The 15513-nt window shown below is 70.8% G+C and carries 15 protein-coding genes; 4 read left to right on the forward strand and 11 right to left on the reverse strand.

What is annotated here, in order from left to right; translation table 11 throughout:
* Window positions 1-216: 216 nt before the first annotated feature.
* Window positions 217-534 (reverse strand): hypothetical protein, encoded by a 318-nt coding sequence (locus tag OHN19_RS12705; RefSeq protein WP_330264298.1) that lies wholly within the window; start codon window positions 532-534, stop codon window positions 217-219.
* A gap of 139 nt (window positions 535-673) precedes the next feature.
* Between OHN19_RS12705 and OHN19_RS12710 the strand changes: the two genes are divergently transcribed.
* Window positions 674-1480: an SAM-dependent methyltransferase gene (locus OHN19_RS12710; protein ID WP_330264299.1), complete on the forward strand. Its 807-nt coding sequence runs from the start codon at window positions 674-676 to the stop codon at window positions 1478-1480.
* A 50-nt stretch (window positions 1481-1530) separates the two neighbouring features.
* Here the strand turns inward: OHN19_RS12710 and gatB are convergent, their stop codons facing one another.
* The 9 genes from gatB to OHN19_RS12755 form a co-directional block, all read right to left on the reverse strand.
* Entirely contained in the window at window positions 1531-3045 is a 1515-nt protein-coding gene (gene gatB, locus OHN19_RS12715; RefSeq protein ID WP_330264300.1) for an Asp-tRNA(Asn)/Glu-tRNA(Gln) amidotransferase subunit GatB, read from the reverse strand.
* A gap of 15 nt (window positions 3046-3060) precedes the next feature.
* A complete protein-coding gene (locus tag OHN19_RS12720) occupies window positions 3061-3300 on the reverse strand; it encodes a hypothetical protein (protein WP_330264301.1) in 240 nt (79 codons plus the stop codon).
* Window positions 3297-4790 (reverse strand): Asp-tRNA(Asn)/Glu-tRNA(Gln) amidotransferase subunit GatA, encoded by a 1494-nt coding sequence (gene gatA / locus OHN19_RS12725; protein ID WP_330264302.1) that lies wholly within the window; start codon window positions 4788-4790, stop codon window positions 3297-3299. The genes OHN19_RS12720 and gatA overlap by 4 nt, the downstream gene beginning before the upstream one ends.
* Before the next feature lie 5 nt (window positions 4791-4795).
* A complete protein-coding gene (gatC, locus tag OHN19_RS12730) occupies window positions 4796-5092 on the reverse strand; it encodes an Asp-tRNA(Asn)/Glu-tRNA(Gln) amidotransferase subunit GatC (RefSeq protein WP_007384860.1) in 297 nt (98 codons plus the stop codon).
* Between the two features lie 187 nt (window positions 5093-5279).
* A complete protein-coding gene (locus OHN19_RS12735; protein ID WP_330264303.1) occupies window positions 5280-7520 on the reverse strand; it encodes a bifunctional diguanylate cyclase/phosphodiesterase in 2241 nt (746 codons plus the stop codon).
* 272 nt (window positions 7521-7792) lie between these two features.
* Complete coding sequence (ligA, locus tag OHN19_RS12740; protein ID WP_330264304.1) at window positions 7793-9985, reverse strand: NAD-dependent DNA ligase LigA; 2193 nt, start codon at window positions 9983-9985, stop codon at window positions 7793-7795.
* A 15-nt stretch (window positions 9986-10000) separates the two neighbouring features.
* Window positions 10001-11002: a methionine synthase gene (locus OHN19_RS12745; protein WP_330264305.1), complete on the reverse strand. Its 1002-nt coding sequence runs from the start codon at window positions 11000-11002 to the stop codon at window positions 10001-10003.
* A gap of 51 nt (window positions 11003-11053) precedes the next feature.
* Window positions 11054-11743, reverse strand: coding sequence for an SDR family oxidoreductase (locus tag OHN19_RS12750; protein ID WP_330264306.1), 690 nt, complete (start codon window positions 11741-11743; stop codon window positions 11054-11056).
* Between the two features lie 23 nt (window positions 11744-11766).
* Entirely contained in the window at window positions 11767-12306 is a 540-nt protein-coding gene (locus tag OHN19_RS12755; RefSeq protein WP_330264307.1) for a TIGR00730 family Rossman fold protein, read from the reverse strand.
* A 50-nt stretch (window positions 12307-12356) separates the two neighbouring features.
* Between OHN19_RS12755 and OHN19_RS12760 the strand changes: the two genes are divergently transcribed.
* Together OHN19_RS12760 and OHN19_RS12765 are read left to right on the forward strand one after the other, a co-directional pair.
* The gene (locus tag OHN19_RS12760) at window positions 12357-12680 is read left to right on the forward strand and encodes a DUF427 domain-containing protein (protein ID WP_330264308.1); all 324 of its coding nucleotides are present in this window, start codon (window positions 12357-12359) and stop codon (window positions 12678-12680) included.
* Between the two features lie 37 nt (window positions 12681-12717).
* Window positions 12718-13500 (forward strand): alpha/beta hydrolase, encoded by a 783-nt coding sequence (locus OHN19_RS12765; protein ID WP_330264309.1) that lies wholly within the window; start codon window positions 12718-12720, stop codon window positions 13498-13500.
* A 29-nt stretch (window positions 13501-13529) separates the two neighbouring features.
* On the opposite strand, the gene mnmA is transcribed toward OHN19_RS12765, so the two are convergent.
* A complete protein-coding gene (gene mnmA, locus OHN19_RS12770; protein WP_330264310.1) occupies window positions 13530-14654 on the reverse strand; it encodes a tRNA 2-thiouridine(34) synthase MnmA in 1125 nt (374 codons plus the stop codon).
* Window positions 14655-14714: 60 nt separating this feature from the next.
* Between mnmA and OHN19_RS12775 the strand changes: the two genes are divergently transcribed.
* On the forward strand, window positions 14715-15386 hold the full coding sequence (locus OHN19_RS12775; RefSeq protein ID WP_330264311.1) for an N-acetylmuramoyl-L-alanine amidase: 672 nt from the start codon (window positions 14715-14717) through the stop codon (window positions 15384-15386).
* Window positions 15387-15513 lie beyond the last annotated feature (127 nt).

The following is a 15513-nucleotide window of genomic DNA, read 5'->3' on the forward strand; positions in this document are numbered from 1 at the left end:
GAACTTGCTCCCAGGGGTGACGAATTGTGGATCTTTGACCGGGAACAGTGGTTCATGGGATGAACGGCCCGCAAAGAACGCATGAGCAATGTGTGGACCACTCTTGCAGGCGAAAGTGATCGTTTATCGCGATCGTGCGGTTATTCACAGGAGTGGGAGGCAGATCACAGGACAGTAACGGTCACTCTGTCACGCCTGTCGCTCGTCCGCCGGACGTCAGTCGAACTGGTCGCCCAGCGCCATCACCATGACACCCGCGATCAGCAGCCACAGGGCTCTGCGGGTGCGCCCTCGGGAGCCCAGAAGCGCCGCGAGCACGCACACCGCGGCGCCGAAGGCGTAGGCCGCCGGTACGAGCGCGGGAGCGGAACCGGCGGCGCGCAGGGCCGCCGCGGCCAGGCCGGCGAGGGCCAGCAGGGCGCCGGTGCCGGAGGCCGTCCAGCGGGCCCGCCGGGCGTCCAGCACCTGATCGTCGTACTCCTCCTGTATGCCGGGCTGTATGCCGGACGGCTCGGAATTCGCAGGACCGTTCATGGCGGGCGAGCGTAGCGTGTCCTTCTGAGAATCCCAGGGCGTGTCCGCCCCCGGCCGAAGCAGGTGCATTGTTTGAGCGTCCGACCGAGCTCCTCCGTATCCCTTTCCGCCTTTCCGGACTCAAGGAGCCCGTTCACCGATGCCAGACGACATCACCTCGAGGACCTCGAATGAGGACCTCACCCAGCGACTGACCCACGCCCGCTACCCGCGCAGCAACAGCTACGACGTCCGCTGGGTCATCGACAACCAGATGGGCCCGAACGCGCTGTGGCTGCTGGAGTGGCTCGCGCCCGCCCTGGGCCTCGACACCCTGCGGCCCGGCGCCCGTGTGCTCGACCTGGGCTGCGGCCGGGCGATGACCTCGGTCTTCCTGGCCAGGGAGTACGACGTCCAGGTCACCGCGGCCGACCTGTGGGTCAGGCCCGACGAGAACGCACAGCGCATCACCGAGGCCGGTTTCGCCGACCGGGTGCTGCCCGTGCACGCCGAGGCGCACGACCTGCCGTTCGCCGAGGGCAGCTTCGACGCGATCGTGAGCATCGACGCGTACCAGTACTTCGGCACCAACGATCTCTATCTGCCCACGCTGACCAGGCTGTTGAAGCCGGGCGGGCGGATCGGGATCGTCGTACCGGCGTTCCGTGAGGAGCCGGAAGGCGTCGAACTGCCGGAGCACATCCATGCCTTCGGCGATCCGGGATTCTGGGCGTTCCACACCGCCGACTGGTGGCGTCGCAATTGGACCCGCACCGGTGTCGTGGACGTCGAGGAGGCCGACTGGCTGTCCGACGGGTGGCGCGACTGGCTGCTGTGGAGCCAGGTGTGCGCTGAGGAGAGCCCCGAGGAGTTCCATCGGGAGACCTCCCGGCGGGCCATCGACATGCTGCGGGTCGACGAGGGCCGCCACCTCGGCTTCGTACGGGTCGTAGGACGCCGTAAGTAGCCGTACGGCCCCGGAGGACCTGTCCTCCGGGGCCGTACACGCGTGTGCGCTCAGCCCTCGCCGGCGCCCAGTTTCTCCAGGATCAGCTCCTTGACGCGGGCCGCGTCGGCCTGACCGCGGGTGGCCTTCATGACCGCCCCGACCAGGGCGCCGGCCGCGGCGACCTTGCCCGAGCGGATCTTGTCGGCGATGCCCGGGTTGCCGGCGATGGCCTCGTCGACGGCGGTGCCCAGGGCGCCTTCGTCGGAGACGACCTTCAGACCGCGCTTGTCGACGACCTCGTCCGGGGTGCCTTCGCCCGCGAGAACGCCTTCGATGACCTGGCGGGCCAGCTTGTCGTTGAGGTCGCCCTTCGAGACCAGCTCGGTCACCCGGGCGACCTGCGCCGGGGTGATGGCCAGTTCGTCGAGCGCCTTGCCGGACTCGTTGGCGCTGCGGGCGAGTTCACCCATCCACCACTTGCGGGCGGAGGCCGCGTCGGCACCGGCGTCGATCGTGGCGACGATCGGGTCCAGCGCACCGGCGTTGAGGATCGCCTGCATGTCGAGCGCGGTGATGCCCCACTCCGCGACCAGGCGGTTGCGGCGGGCCAGCGGCAACTCGGGCAGCCCGGCCCGGAGTTCCTCGACCCACTCGCGCGAGGGGGCCACCGGCACGAGGTCCGGCTCGGGGAAGTACCGGTAGTCCTCGGCCTCCTCCTTCACGCGGCCCGAGGTCGTGGACCCGGTGTCCTCGTGGAAGTGCCGGGTCTCCTGGATGATCGTCCCGCCGGAGGAGAGGACGGCCGCGTGCCGCTGGATCTCGAAGCGGGCCGCGCGCTCCACGGACCGCAGGGAGTTGACGTTCTTCGTCTCCGAGCGGGTGCCGAACTTCTCGGTGCCGTGCGGGCGCAGCGACAGGTTCACGTCGCAGCGCATCTGGCCCATCTCCATGCGGGCCTCGGAGACGCCGAGCGCCTTGATGACCTCGCGCAGCTCACGGACGTAGGCCCGCGCGACCTCGGGAGCACGCTCGCCCGCGCCCTCGATCGGCTTGGTGACGATCTCGATGAGCGGGATGCCGGCGCGGTTGTAGTCGAGGAGCGAGTGCGAGGCGCCGTGGATGCGGCCCGTCGCGCCGCCCACGTGGGTCGACTTGCCGGTGTCCTCCTCCATGTGGGCGCGCTCGATCTCCACGCGGAAGGTCTCGCCGTCCTCCAGCTGCACGTCGAGGTAGCCGTTGAAGGCGATCGGCTCGTCGTACTGGGAGGTCTGGAAGTTCTTCGGCATGTCCGGATAGAAGTAGTTCTTCCGGGCGAAGCGGCACCACTCGGCGATCTCGCAGTTCAGCGCGAGACCGATCTTGATGGCCGACTCGATGCCGATCGCGTTGACGACCGGGAGCGCGCCGGGCAGGCCGAGGCAGGTGGGGCAGGTCTGCGTGTTGGCGTCCTGGCCGAGTTCGGTCGAACAGCCGCAGAACATCTTGGTCTTGGTGCCGAGTTCGACATGGACCTCGAGGCCCATGACGGGGTCGTACGACGCGAGTGCGTCCTCGTACGACACGAGGTCGGTCGTGGTGGTCACGGTCTGTTTTCCCTCTCAGCCCAGCAGGACGTCGTCGTCGCCCAGCCGCTTCAGCTCGCGGTACAGGACGGCGAGGCCGGTGACGACGGCGACGGCGGCGACGGTGGCGTCGACCAGGACCAGCGTGTCGTTCTCGGCGCGTGCCTTCTTGAGCCGCTTGGCGACACCGATGGCGCCGAACGCCGTGGTGGCGATGGACAGGTACGTACCGGACTTGGACTTCTTGAAGTCCTTCGCCTTGGTCAGCTTGCTCACAGCGACGGTGCCTCCTCCAGGAGCGGGTGGCCCCACCTTTCCACGAAGGCGGCCTCGACGGCGGCGCCGACCTTGTAGAGGCGGTCGTCCTTCAGGGCCGGGGCGATGATCTGCAGTCCGACCGGGAGGTTGTCCTCCGGCGCGAGCCCGCAGGGCAGCGACATGGCCGAGTTGCCCGCGAGGTTGGTCGGGATGGTGCACAGGTCGGCGAGGTACATCGCCATCGGGTCGTCGGCGCGCTCGCCGATCGGGAAGGCGGTGGTGGGAGTCGTCGGCGAGACGATGACGTCCACCTGCTCGAAGGCCTTCTCGAAGTCCCGCGTGATGAGCGTGCGGACCTTCTGGGCGCTGCCGTAGTACGCGTCGTAGTAGCCGGAGCTCAGGGCGTACGTGCCGAGCATGATGCGGCGCTTGACCTCGGGGCCGAAGCCCGCCTCACGGGTGAGGGAGGTGACGGCCTCGGCGGAGTTGGTGCCGTCGTCGCCGGTCCGCAGGCCGTAGCGCAGGCCGTCGAAGCGTGCCAGGTTGCTCGAACACTCGCTCGGTGCGATGAGGTAGTACGCGGAGAGCGCCAGGTCGAAGGACGGGCAGTCCAGCTCGACGATCTCGGCGCCGAGGTCCTTCAGCAGCGCCACCGACTCGTCGAACCGCTGGATGACACCGGCCTGGTAGCCCTCGCCGCGGAACTGCTTGACCACGCCGACGCGCATCCCGGCGACGCTGCCGTTGCGGGCGGCCTCGACGACCGGCGGGACCGGCGCGTCGATGGAGGTGGAGTCGAGCGGGTCGTGTCCGGCGATGACCTCGTGGAGGAGCGCGGCGTCCAGGACCGTACGGGCGCACGGGCCGCCCTGGTCGAGGGAGCTGGAGAAGGCGACCATGCCGTAGCGGGAGACCGCGCCGTACGTCGGCTTGACGCCGACCGTGCCGGTGACGGCGGCCGGCTGGCGGATGGAGCCGCCGGTGTCGGTGCCGATGGCGAGAGGCGCCATGTGCGCGGCCAGCGCGGCCGAGGAGCCACCGCCGGAACCGCCGGGGATCCGGGTGAGGTCCCAGGGGTTGCCGGTGGGTCCGTAGGCGCTGTTCTCCGTCGACGACCCCATGGCGAACTCGTCCATGTTGGTCTTGCCGAGGATGACGACGTCGGCGGCCTTCAGCTTCTTGGTGAGGGTCGCGTCGTACGGCGGGATCCAGCCCTCGAGGATCTTCGAGCCGACGGTCGTCGGGATGCCCTCGGTGGTGAAGATGTCCTTCAGCGCGAGCGGCACACCGGCGAGCGGGCCGAGCTTCTCGCCCCTGGCCCGCTTCTCGTCGACGGCGCGGGCCTGGGCCAGCGCGCCCTCGCGGTCGACGTGCAGGAAGGCGTGCACCTTCTCGTCGACGGCGTCGATCCGGGCCAGGTGGGCCTCGGTGACCTGCACGGCCGTGAGCTCACCGGAAGCGATCTTCTCGGCGGTCTCGGCGGCGGTGAGCTTGATGATGTCCGTCATGGCGGTTAGTCCTCCCCCAGGATCTGCGGCACCTTGAAACGCTGCTGCTCCTGGGCCGGGGCGCCGGAGAGCGCCTGCTCGGGGGTGAGCGACGGACGGACCTCGTCCGCGCGCATGACGTTCGTCAGCGGGAGCGGGTGCGAGGTCGGCGGTACGTCTTGGTCGGCGACCTCACTGACGCGTGCGACCGCGCCGATGATGTCGTCCAGCTGTCCCGCGAAGTGCTCTAGCTCTTCGGGCTTCAGCTCCAGACGCGCCAGCCGTGCGAGGTGGGCGACCTCCTCGCGCGTGATGCCAGGCATGCAGCGATCCTCTGGGGTGAGTGTGTGTGGTTTGGGGCCCAATCCTATGGCGCGGGTGCCTCTGGCTGTTAAACGGATCCGCCAGGGGGTGCCTGGAGAGGTCCGTGAAGCGGCTGCGGCGCCACCGTGGCTTGTCGCGCAGTTCCCCGCGCCCCTAAAAGACGAAACCGCACGTGGGCTGGAATGTTCACTCCGCTGCCGGTAGAGCCGCCCTTGGCCGCTGCCAGCCCCGCGACCCCCGTGCCAGCAGCCACGCCGTCGTCTCCTCCGGGGGCATCGCCGCGGCGACCAGCCAGCCCTGTACGGCGTCGCAGCCCATGTCGCGCAGGCGTTCCCAGGTCTCGTCGTCCTCGACGCCCTCGGCCACGACGAGGAGGCCCAGGGAGTGGGCGAGGTCCACCGTGCAGCGGACGATCTCCGCGTCCTCGGTGTCGACGGCCAGTTTGGCCACGAAGGAGCGGTCGATCTTCAGTTCGCTGACCGGGAGGCGGCGGAGGTGGACGAGGGAGGAGTAGCCGGTGCCGAAGTCGTCGAGGGACATCTTGACGCCGTGGCCGGTGAGCGCGGCGAGGGTGTCCCCGGCCCGTGAGGGGTCCTCCAGCAGGACGTGCTCGGTGATCTCCAGCTGGAGCGCGCCCGCGGGGACGCCGTGCCGGGCGAGGCGGGCGGCGACCGAGCCGGCGAAGCCGGGGGTGTGGACGTCACGTGGGGAGACGTTGACGGCGACCGGGACGAACAGGCCCTGCGCCCGCCACTCGGCGACCTGCGCGAGAGCCGTGTCGAGGACGTACTCGGTGAGGTGCGGCATCAGTCCGGAGGACTCGGCGATCGCGATGAACTCGTCCGGCGGCACCTTCCCGCGCTCCGGGTGCACCCAGCGCACCAGCGCCTCGAGGCCGGCCACCTGTCCGTCGAAGCGGACCTTGGGCTGGTAGTGCAGCTGCACCTCGTGCGCGTCCAGCGCCCGGCGCAGATCGCCCAGGAGACCCAGGCGGTCGGGGGTGTTGGAGTCCCGCTTGGACTCGTAGACCTCTACGCCCGTACGGTCCCGCTTGGCCTGGTACATCGCCACGTCCGCCCGGCGCAGCATGCCCTCGGCGTCCAGGGCGTGGTCGGGGAAGACGGCGACCCCGGCGCTGGCCTCCAGGACGAGGGTGAGTCCGTCGAGGTCGAGCGGGGAGCTGAGGGCGGCGACCAGGGTGCGGGCGACGCGGGTCGCTGAGGTGGTGGAGTCGGCGACCGGCAGTAAGACGGCGAACTCGTCACCGCCGAGCCGGGCCGCCTCGGCGCCGCGCGGCAGGGCGATCCTGAGCCGGTCGGCGATCTGGAGGAGCAGCCGGTCACCGGCGAGGTGGCCGAGGGTGTCGTTGACCGAGCGGAAGCGGTCGAGGTCGATGAGCATCAGTGCGGACCGGGCGCCGATGCGTTCGGCGTCGTCCAGGGCGGTCCAGATGCGCTCCAGGAGCCACTGCCGGTTGGGCAGTCCGGTCAGCGGGTCGCGCAGCTGTTCCTCGGCGCGGGCCCGGGCCATCCAGAGGGTGGAGTCGAGGGCGATCAGGGGGATCGCGAACAGCGGGAGCAGCAGGGGCTTGGCGGCGGCGACCACGCAGACCAGCGGGGCGATGCCGAGCAGCGCGACCGCGACCAGGCCCTGTCTGACCAGGGCGGTGCGGGCCATGGTGGGCAGTCCCGCGTGACGCGAGGAGTGCAGGTACCAGCCGAGCACACGGGTGACGGCGAGGTAGGCGGCCGCGACGAGCATCACCACGGGGCCGGTGTAGAACGTCCAGGTGTCCGGGTTCCACGGGGTCTCGACGGACGGGGACTGGCCGAAGACGGCGAGGACCAGGGCGCCGGTGGCTATGCCCAGGATGTCCACCGCGCCGTGCAGGATGCCCTGCCGCCAGCGGTGACGCCTGGCTATGCCGACCAGCAGCACGACGGTGAGGCTGACCATTCCGGCGGGCACCCAGCCGTAGAGCAGCAGGACGGCGAGGGTGAGGGCGGCGCCCGAGCCGGTGCCGCCCCACCAGCGGGCCCGGCCGAGGGCGACCAGGTGGCCGACGATAACGCCGGTCAGCACGGCCAGCGACCAGCCGACGGTGCCCGACGGGAAGAGGGCGTGGCTGCCGGTGAAGGCCCGGTAGAAGCCCGCGCCGAGCACGAATCCGGCGGCCGCGACGACCGCCGTGGGCAGCGCGGGCCAGGACAGCTGGCGATCGGGTTCGGAGTCCGGCAGGCCGGGGGCGCGCTCGGCGGTGAGCTGTGCGGCACCGGGCCCGCCGGCCGCGGTGTACTGTCCGGCGGCACGTCCCTCCGCGCCCGGACGCTCCGAAGGCCGTCCGGACCACCGGCTCACCCGCCAGGCGCCGGTGAGCCGGCGCAGGCGCAGCCGTGAGTCCGGGGCGGCGCTCTCGGTCGGTTCCATTCCCGTCCCTCTCACAGCCGGCGGTGCCCACGCCACGCGGCTCGTTCGCCCGACAAAACCCTCGACGGCGCCGCGTTGGAAAACCCTTCCCCTTGCTCATCAAGAGCACGGGGATGCCCCAACCGCAGCTGGGCACGGCAGGCGCACATCTCAACAGTAGGCCGCAGAAGGCTTCCACGGGCAGCGGTCGTCGACGGTTGCCCGAATGCGCCCCGGCCACCCGTATGCATCTGGTATGCGCCGAACGGGTGGCCTTCAACCGCCGCTCCTCGCTACTCCTCCGTGGGAAGCGCCACATCGGCGGCCGCTTCGGGGCCCTGTTCCAGGAGGACGTCGAAGCCGTCCTCGTTCAGAACCGGCACCTTGAGTTGCATCGCCTTGTCGTACTTGGAACCAGGATTGTCGCCTACGACTACGAAAGACGTCTTCTTCGAAACCGAACCGGTTACTTTCGCCCCTCTGGTCTGGAGGGCCTCCTTGGCACCGTCACGGGTGAAGCGCTCCAGGGTGCCGGTGACGACGACGGTGAGGCCTTCCAGGGGGCGCGGGCCCTCGTCCTCCCCCGAGCCCTCCTCCTCCATGCGCACGCCCGCGGCCTTCCACTTGCGCAGGATCTCCTGGTGCCAGTCCTCCGCGAACCACTCCTTGAGGGACTTCGCGATGATCGAGCCGACGCCGTCGGTGGCGGCCAGCTCCTCCTCGCTCGCCTGCTCGATGCGGTCGATGGAGCGGAAGTTGCGGGCGAGGGCCTCGGCGGCGACCGGGCCGACATGGCGGATCGACAGACCGGTGAGGACCCGGGCGAGCGGGCGTTCCTTGGCGGCCGCGATGTTCTCCAGCATGGCCACCGCGTTCTTCTTCGGCTCGCCCTGCTGGTTGGCGAAGACGGTGGCGACCTTCTCCTCGCCGGTCTTCGGGTCCCGCTTGGGCAGCCCGCTGTCCTGGTCGAGGACGTACGCCTTGATGGGCAGCAGCTGTTCGATGGTGAGGTCGAACAGGTCGCCCTCGTCGGCCAGCGGCGGGTCCGCGGGCTCCAGCGGCTTGGTGAGCGCGGCCGCGGCGACGTACCCGAAGTGCTCGATGTCCAGCGACTTGCGGCCCGCGAGGTAGAACAGGCGCTCCCGCAGCTGGGCGGGGCAGGTGCGGGCGTTGGGGCAGCGCAGGTCGACGTCGCCCTCCTTCATGGGCCTGAGCGCCGTACCGCACTCGGGGCACTCGCTCGGCATCACGAACTCGCGCTCGCTGCCGTCGCGCAGGTCGACGACCGGGCCGAGGATCTCGGGAATGACGTCACCGGCCTTGCGCAGCACCACGGTGTCGCCGATCAGGACGCCCTTGAGCTTGACGACGTCCTGGTTGTGCAGGGTGGCGAACTCGACCTCCGAGCCGGCCACCGTCACCGGCTCGACCTGGGCGTACGGCGTGACGCGGCCCGTACGGCCCACGCCCACGCGGATGTTGATGAGCTTGGTGTTGACCTCCTCGGGCGCGTACTTGTACGCGATCGCCCAGCGCGGGGCGCGGGAGGTGGAGCCGAGCCTTCCCTGGAGCGGGATCTCGTCGAGCTTGACGACGGCGCCGTCGATCTCGTGCTCCACGGAGTGGCGGTTCTCGCCGAAGTAGGCGATGAACTCCCTCACTCCGTCGAGGTCGTCGACCACCCTGTTGTGCTTCGCGGTGGGCAGGCCCCAGGACTTGAGGAGGTCGTAGCCCTGGGAGAGGCGGGTCATGCCGTCGAAGCCCTCCAGGGCGCCGATGCCGTGCACGACCATGTGGAGGGGGCGGGTGGCGGTGACGCGCGGGTCCTTCTGGCGCAGCGAACCGGCCGCCGCGTTGCGCGGGTTGGCGAAGGGCTTGTCGCCGGCCTCGACCAGACGGGCGTTGAGCTCCTCGAACTTCTCCATCGGGAAGTAGACCTCGCCGCGGATCTCCACGAGGTCGGGGACCTTGTCACCGGTGAGGCGGTCCGGGATCTCGGCGATCGTGCGGACGTTGGGCGTGATGTCCTCGCCGGTGCGGCCGTCGCCGCGGGTGGCCGCGCGGGTGAGCCGGCCGTGCTCGTAGGTGAGGTTGACGGCGAGGCCGTCGACCTTCAGCTCGCACAGCAGGTGGTAGTCGGTGGTGCCGACGTCCTTGGCGATCCGCTCCGCCCAGGCCGCGAGCTCCTCGTCACTGAACGCGTTGTCCAGGGAGAGCATGCGGGAGCGGTGCTGGACCGCCGTGAACTCCGTCGCGTACGCCCCCGCGACCTTCTGGGTCGGGGAGTCGGGGGTGCGCAGCTCGGGGTACTCCTCCTCCAGTGCCTCCAGGGAGCGCAGCAGCTTGTCGAAGTCGGCGTCGCTGATGACCGGCGCGTCGTTCACGTAGTACCGGAAGCGGTGCTCCTCGATCTGCTCAGCGAGCTGCGCGTGCTTCTCCCGTGCCTCGGCGGGCACCGTCGTCTCCGCTTGCTTGTCGCCGGCCACCGTGTTGTCCTCCCGTTACTCTGGGTTGTCCGCGAGGGATCTCGCCGCCTGGACGCAGTGGGCGAGGGCCCTGCGCGCGTACTCCGGGGAGGCCCCCGCGAGTCCGCACGACGGAGTGACCGTGACCGCCTCCGCGAGCAGTCCCGGATGCAGCCCCAGCCTGCGCCACAACGTCCTGACACCCATGACGCTACCGGCAGGGTCTGACAATGCCGTGTCCGTGCCCGGCACGACACCCGCGAAGAGCCGGGTACCCCCTTCCACCGCCTCACCGATCACGTCGTCGTCACGCTCGGTGAGGAGCGTGAAGTCGAAGGAGATCGCCGCCGCGCCCGCTCGCCGCAGCAGGGCGAAGGGGACGTCCGGTGCGCACGAGTGGACCACGACGGGGCCGTCGGCGTGAACCCCGACGACGTCCCGGAGCGTGGCCTCCACGACCTGCCGGTCGACGGCCCGGTGGGTGCGGTAGCCGCTGGCGGACTTCACCTGGCCGCGCAGGACGGCGATGAGCGAGGGCTCGTCGAGCTGGAGGACGATCTGGGCGCCGGGGACCCTCCTGCGGACCTCCTCCAGGTGCAGCCGCAGCCCCTCGGCGAGCGAGGCGGCGAGGTCCCGGCAGGCGCCGGGGTCGGAGAGGGCGACCTCGCCGTTCCTGAGTTCCAGTGCGGCGGCGAGCGTCCAGGGGCCGACGGCCTGGACCTTCAGCTGCCCCTCGTAGCCCTGGGTGAACTCCTCCAGGGCGTCCAGGTCCTCCCCCAGCCAGGACCGGGCCCGCTTGGTGTCCCGGCCCGGCCGGTCCCCGAGCCGCCAGCCGCTGGGCTCCACGCGCGCGTACAGCTCGACGAGCATCCCGGCGGTCCGGCCGATCATGTCGGCGCCGGGGCCGCGAGCGGGCAGCTCGGGCAGGAAGGGGAAGTCCTCGAAGGAGCCGGTGGCGGCCTTGGCGGCCTCCCGGGCGTCGCCGCCGGGGAGGGAGCCGACGCCGGTGGCGGGGGCGAAACTGAAGTCTGCGGTCACGTGTGAAGCCTACGTAGGCGAGCGCCGGCCCTTCTCGCCCCCACCTGGCCGTCAGCGCCCCGGACGCACCGTCAGGTCGTTGATCTCCGCGTCCCTCGGGAGGTCCAGCGCCGTCAGGATCGTCGTGGCGACCGACTCCGGGTCGATCCACTGCGAGGCGTCGTACTCCTTGCCCTCCTGCTGGTGGACCTTGGCCTGCATGGGGCTCGCCGTGCGGCCGGGGTAGACCGAGGTGACGCGGACGCCGTTGCCGTGCTCCTCGTGGCGCAGGGAGTCCGCCAGGGCCTTCAGGCCGTGCTTGGAGGCCGCGTAGGCGGACCAGTCGGCGTGGGCGTTCAGGCCCGCGCCGGAGTTCACGAACAGCACCTGGCCCCGGGCGGCCCGGAGTTGGGGCAGGAAGTGGCGGGTCAGCTCTGCCGGGGAGATCAGGTTGACGTTCAGCTGGTGGCGCCAGGTCTTGGGGGTCAGGTCGCCCACCGGGCCCAGGTCGACCACGCCCGCGATGTGCAGCAGGGAGTCCACCCGGTCGGGCAGCGACTGGTGCGAGAAGGCCCAGCTCAGTTTGTCCGGGTCGGCCAGGTCACCGACCAGCGTCCGCGCGCCCGGGAACTGGGCCGCCAGCTCCTTCGCACGGCCCGCGTCGCGCGCGTGCAGCACGAGTTCGTCCCCGCGCGCGTGCAGACGGCGGGCCACCGCCGCGCCGATGCCGGAGCCCGCTCCGGTGATCACATGTGTAGCCATGCCGCCATGCTCGCATCACGGCGTCAGCGGGTACCGGCCGACTCCTCCAGGTACGCCAGCGCGCCCACCGGCTCCTCCGCGAAGAACACCAGGTCGGCGAGCGGGCGGGGCAGGAAGCCCTCGTCCTCCATCCGCCGGAACTGCTCCTTGAGGCCGTCGTAGAAGCCCGCCGTGTTCAGCAGCACCACCGGCTTGTCGGTGTGCCCGTGCTTCTTCAGCTCCAGGATCTCGGTCGCCTCGTCGAGCGTGCCGGTGCCGCCCACCATGATCACCACGGCGTCGGCCTTCTCCAGGAGCAGCTTCTTGCGTTCGGCCAGATCGGCGGCGATCACCATCTCGTCGACGCCGGGCCGGACCTTGGACGCCAGGAACGTCACCGAGACCCCGACGAGCCGTCCGCCCGCCTCCTGCACGCCGTCCGCGACCACCTTCATCAGGCCCACGTCCGAGCCGCCCCACACCAGCGTGTGCCCACCCTTGCCCAGCAGCTTCGCGAACTCCCGCGCGGGGCGCGTGTAACGGTCGTCGAGGTCGGCGGCGGAGAGGAAGACGCAGATTCGCATGAGGTCACCGTACGCGGGAAGAACCGGGGGCCCGCGAGCGCTCTTCCGGTATGGCCGAAGGACACACGATCACCATCGAGCAAGTCGACCAGCACGTGCGCGTGGTGCACGGCGACCAGATCCTGGCGGAGAGCGACCGCCCGCTGGTCCTCAGGGAGACGGGCTGCCCCGCGCGGTACTACCTGCCCGCCGAGGACGTACGGCTGGAGCTGCTGACCCCCTCCGACACGCACACCTACTGCCCCTTCAAGGGCACCGCGTCCTACTGGTCGCTGCCGGACGCGCCCGACCTGGTGTGGTCGTATCCCGACCCGAAACCCGCCGTCGCCGAGATCAAGGACCACCTCTGCTTCTACGAAGTCGACGTGTCCTGACCGATGATTTCCGTGCCGTGCGGCAGTCTCCACAGGCATGGACAAGAAGACCCTCTCGCGCGACGGCACCCCGATCGCGTACGAACGCACCGGGCAGGGCCCGGCCGTCATCCTCGTCAGCGGCGCGATGTCCACGGGCGGCACCGTCGCGCCCCTGGCCGTGCCGCTGTCCGAGCGGTTCAGTGTCTTCGTGTACGACCGCCGAGGGCGCGGCGCGAGCGGCGACACGGCCCCCTACGCGGTGGCCCGCGAGGTGGATGACCTCGCCGCGCTGATCGAGGAGGCGGGCGGCGAGGCGAGCCTGTGCGGCATCTCCTCCGGCGGCGCGCTGGTGCTGGAGGCCGCGGCGAGCGGGCTGCCGGTCCGCCGGGTCGCGGTGTACGAGACGCCGTTCGCCGACTTCCTGGAGAGGGGCGCGGAGCAGAACACCGAGTACACCGAGAAGTTGACGGCCGCGCTCGCCGAGGGCCGGCGCGGGGACGCGGTGGAGCTGTTCCTGCGGCTCACCGGCATGGGCGAGCAGATGATCCAGGGCGCCCGCAACTCCCCCATGTGGCCCGGCATGGAGTCCGTCGCCCCGACCCTCGCCTACGACAACGCGGTCATGGCGGGCGGACTGGTCCCCCGGGACCGGCTGGCCTCGGTCACGGTCCAGGTCCTGGCCGTCGCGGGCGGCGCGAGCCCCGAGTGGATGCGCGAGGGCACCAGAGCGGTCGCGGAGGCGGCCCAGAACGGCGCGTACCGCGTCCTGGAGGGCCAGACCCACATGGTCGACCCGACCGCCCTGGGGCCGGTCCTGGCGGAGTTCTTCGCGGAGTGACCGACCGGCCACGCGTGCCCGGGGAGCGGTCAGGCCACTCCGGCCGTCGCGCGCGTGGTCGACGCGATCGTCGCCGAGCCCACCACACGCGTGTCGTCGTACAGGACGATCGCCTGGCCGGGGGCGACACCGCGGACCGGCTCGGTGAAGGTCACCTCCAGGGTGCCGTCGACGAGTTCGGCGCGGACCTCGGTCTCGCCGCCGTGGGCGCGGAGCTGGGCGGTGTAGGTGCCGGGGCCCACCGGGGCGGTGCCGCACCAGCGGGGCTTGATCGCGGTCAGGGCCGTGACGTCCAGGGCCGCGGCCGGGCCGACCGTCACCGTGTTGTTCACCGGCGAGATGTCGAGGACGTAGCGCGGCTTGCCGTCGGCGGCCGGGGTGCCGATCCGCAGCCCCTTGCGCTGGCCGATGGTGAAGCCGTACGCGCCCTCGTGGGTGCCGATCTTCGCGCCGGACTCGTCGACGATGTCGCCCTCCGCCTTGCCGAGGCGGGAGGCGAGGAAGCCCTGGGTGTCGCCGTCGGCGATGAAGCAGATGTCGTGCGAGTCGGGCTTCTTGGCGACCGCGAGGCCCCGGCGCTCGGCCTCGGCGCGGATCTCGTCCTTGGTGGTGACGGTGTCGCCGAGCGGGAACAGGGCGTGCGCCAGCTGCCGCTCGTCCAGGACGCCGAGGACGTACGACTGGTCCTTCGCCATGTCGGAGGCGCGGTGCAGCTCGCGGGAGCCGTCCGCGAGGGTGACCACCTTCGCGTAGTGGCCCGTGCACACCGCGTCGAAGCCCAGCGCGAGCGCCTTGTCGAGGAGCGCGGCGAACTTGATCTTCTCGTTGCAGCGCAGGCAGGGGTTGGGGGTGCGGCCGGCCTCGTACTCGGCGACGAAGTCCTCGACGACGTCCTCACGGAAGCGGTCGGCGAGGTCCCACACGTAGAACGGGATGCCGATGACGTCGGCGGCGCGGCGGGCGTCGCGCGAGTCCTCGATGGTGCAACAGCCCCGCGCGCCCGTGCGGAAGGACTGCGGGTTCGCGGAGAGGGCGAGGTGAACGCCGGTCACGTCATGGCCGGCTTCGGCGGCACGGGCGGCGGCGACGGCGGAGTCCACTCCTCCGGACATGGCGGCGAGAACGCGAAGGGGGCGCTGCGTGGTGTCAGTCATAACCCTTCAAGAGTACGGGGGCGCGGGAACCGGGGCCGCCGGGTATCCGTTGACGATCACATGGGGGCGACAGAGGGTTCCAAGGACACCGACCGGCGCATCGGGCGCCGGGCGCTGATTGTCGGCGGGACGGCGGCCGCGGTGGGCTCCGCGGTGCTGGCCCGTGACGAGCTGGCGCGGCTGTGGTGGCGGGCACCGGGAGTGGAGAAGCCGCGGGTCGAGGGCGCCGTCGACTTCCGCGGGGCGCAGTGGGTGGCGGCCTCCGACGCGAACTGGCGGCGCGCCGACCGGCCCGACGACTACGGCATAGACATGGTGGTCATCCATGTCACCCAGGGCAGTTTCGCCAGCGCGGTGAAGGTGTTCCAGGACCCGGGCCACGGCGCGGCCGCGCACTACGTCGTCCGCAAGGACGGCCACATCACCCAGATGATCCGCGAGCTGGACGTGGCTTACCACGCGGGCAACCGCTCCTACAACGAACGCAGTGTGGGCATCGAGCACGAGGGCTTCGTGGACCGGCCGGAGGACTTCACGGCCGAGATGTACGCGGCCTCGGCGCGGCTCACGGCCGGGATATGCGCGCGCTACGACATACCCGTCGACCGCGAGCACATCATCGGCCACGTGGAAGTGCCGGGGACGGACCACACCGATCCGGGCAAGCACTGGGACTGGGACCGGTACATGAAGCTGGTCCGCGGGGCGAGGAGTGCCCCCGCCCAGGTGTGACCTTCCGGCGGTGATCGCGTGCCCGACATGTCCCGCACCCCGATCATGACCTGCGGACGGTCGACCTGACTTTTCTGCATGGGAGTTGACCGGACGCCGGCTTCACGGCTTCCCGGGCCGCGCCCAG

Origin of the sequence: Streptomyces griseorubiginosus (assembly GCF_036345115.1) — a bacterium.
GTDB classification, from domain to species: Bacteria; Actinomycetota; Actinomycetes; order Streptomycetales; family Streptomycetaceae; genus Streptomyces; species Streptomyces griseorubiginosus_C.

Bases quoted from the DNA above. Each gene is read 5' to 3' on its own strand.
- OHN19_RS12705 (WP_330264298.1), bottom strand. From the start codon at position 534: ATGAACGGTCCTGCGAATTCCGAGCCGTCCGGCATACAGCCCGGCATA.
- OHN19_RS12710 (WP_330264299.1), top strand. From the start codon at position 674: ATGCCAGACGACATCACCTCGAGGACCTCGAATGAGGACCTCACCCAG.
- gatA (WP_330264302.1), bottom strand. From the start codon at position 4,790: ATGACGGACATCATCAAGCTCACCGCCGCCGAGACCGCCGAGAAGATC.
- gatC (WP_007384860.1), bottom strand. From the start codon at position 5,092: ATGCCTGGCATCACGCGCGAGGAGGTCGCCCACCTCGCACGGCTGGCG.
- OHN19_RS12735 (WP_330264303.1), bottom strand. From the start codon at position 7,520: ATGGAACCGACCGAGAGCGCCGCCCCGGACTCACGGCTGCGCCTGCGC.
- OHN19_RS12750 (WP_330264306.1), bottom strand. From the start codon at position 11,743: ATGGCTACACATGTGATCACCGGAGCGGGCTCCGGCATCGGCGCGGCG.
- OHN19_RS12755 (WP_330264307.1), bottom strand. From the start codon at position 12,306: ATGCGAATCTGCGTCTTCCTCTCCGCCGCCGACCTCGACGACCGTTAC.
- OHN19_RS12760 (WP_330264308.1), top strand. From the start codon at position 12,357: ATGGCCGAAGGACACACGATCACCATCGAGCAAGTCGACCAGCACGTG.
- OHN19_RS12765 (WP_330264309.1), top strand. From the start codon at position 12,718: ATGGACAAGAAGACCCTCTCGCGCGACGGCACCCCGATCGCGTACGAA.
- mnmA (WP_330264310.1), bottom strand. From the start codon at position 14,654: ATGACTGACACCACGCAGCGCCCCCTTCGCGTTCTCGCCGCCATGTCC.
- OHN19_RS12775 (WP_330264311.1), top strand. From the start codon at position 14,715: ATGGGGGCGACAGAGGGTTCCAAGGACACCGACCGGCGCATCGGGCGC.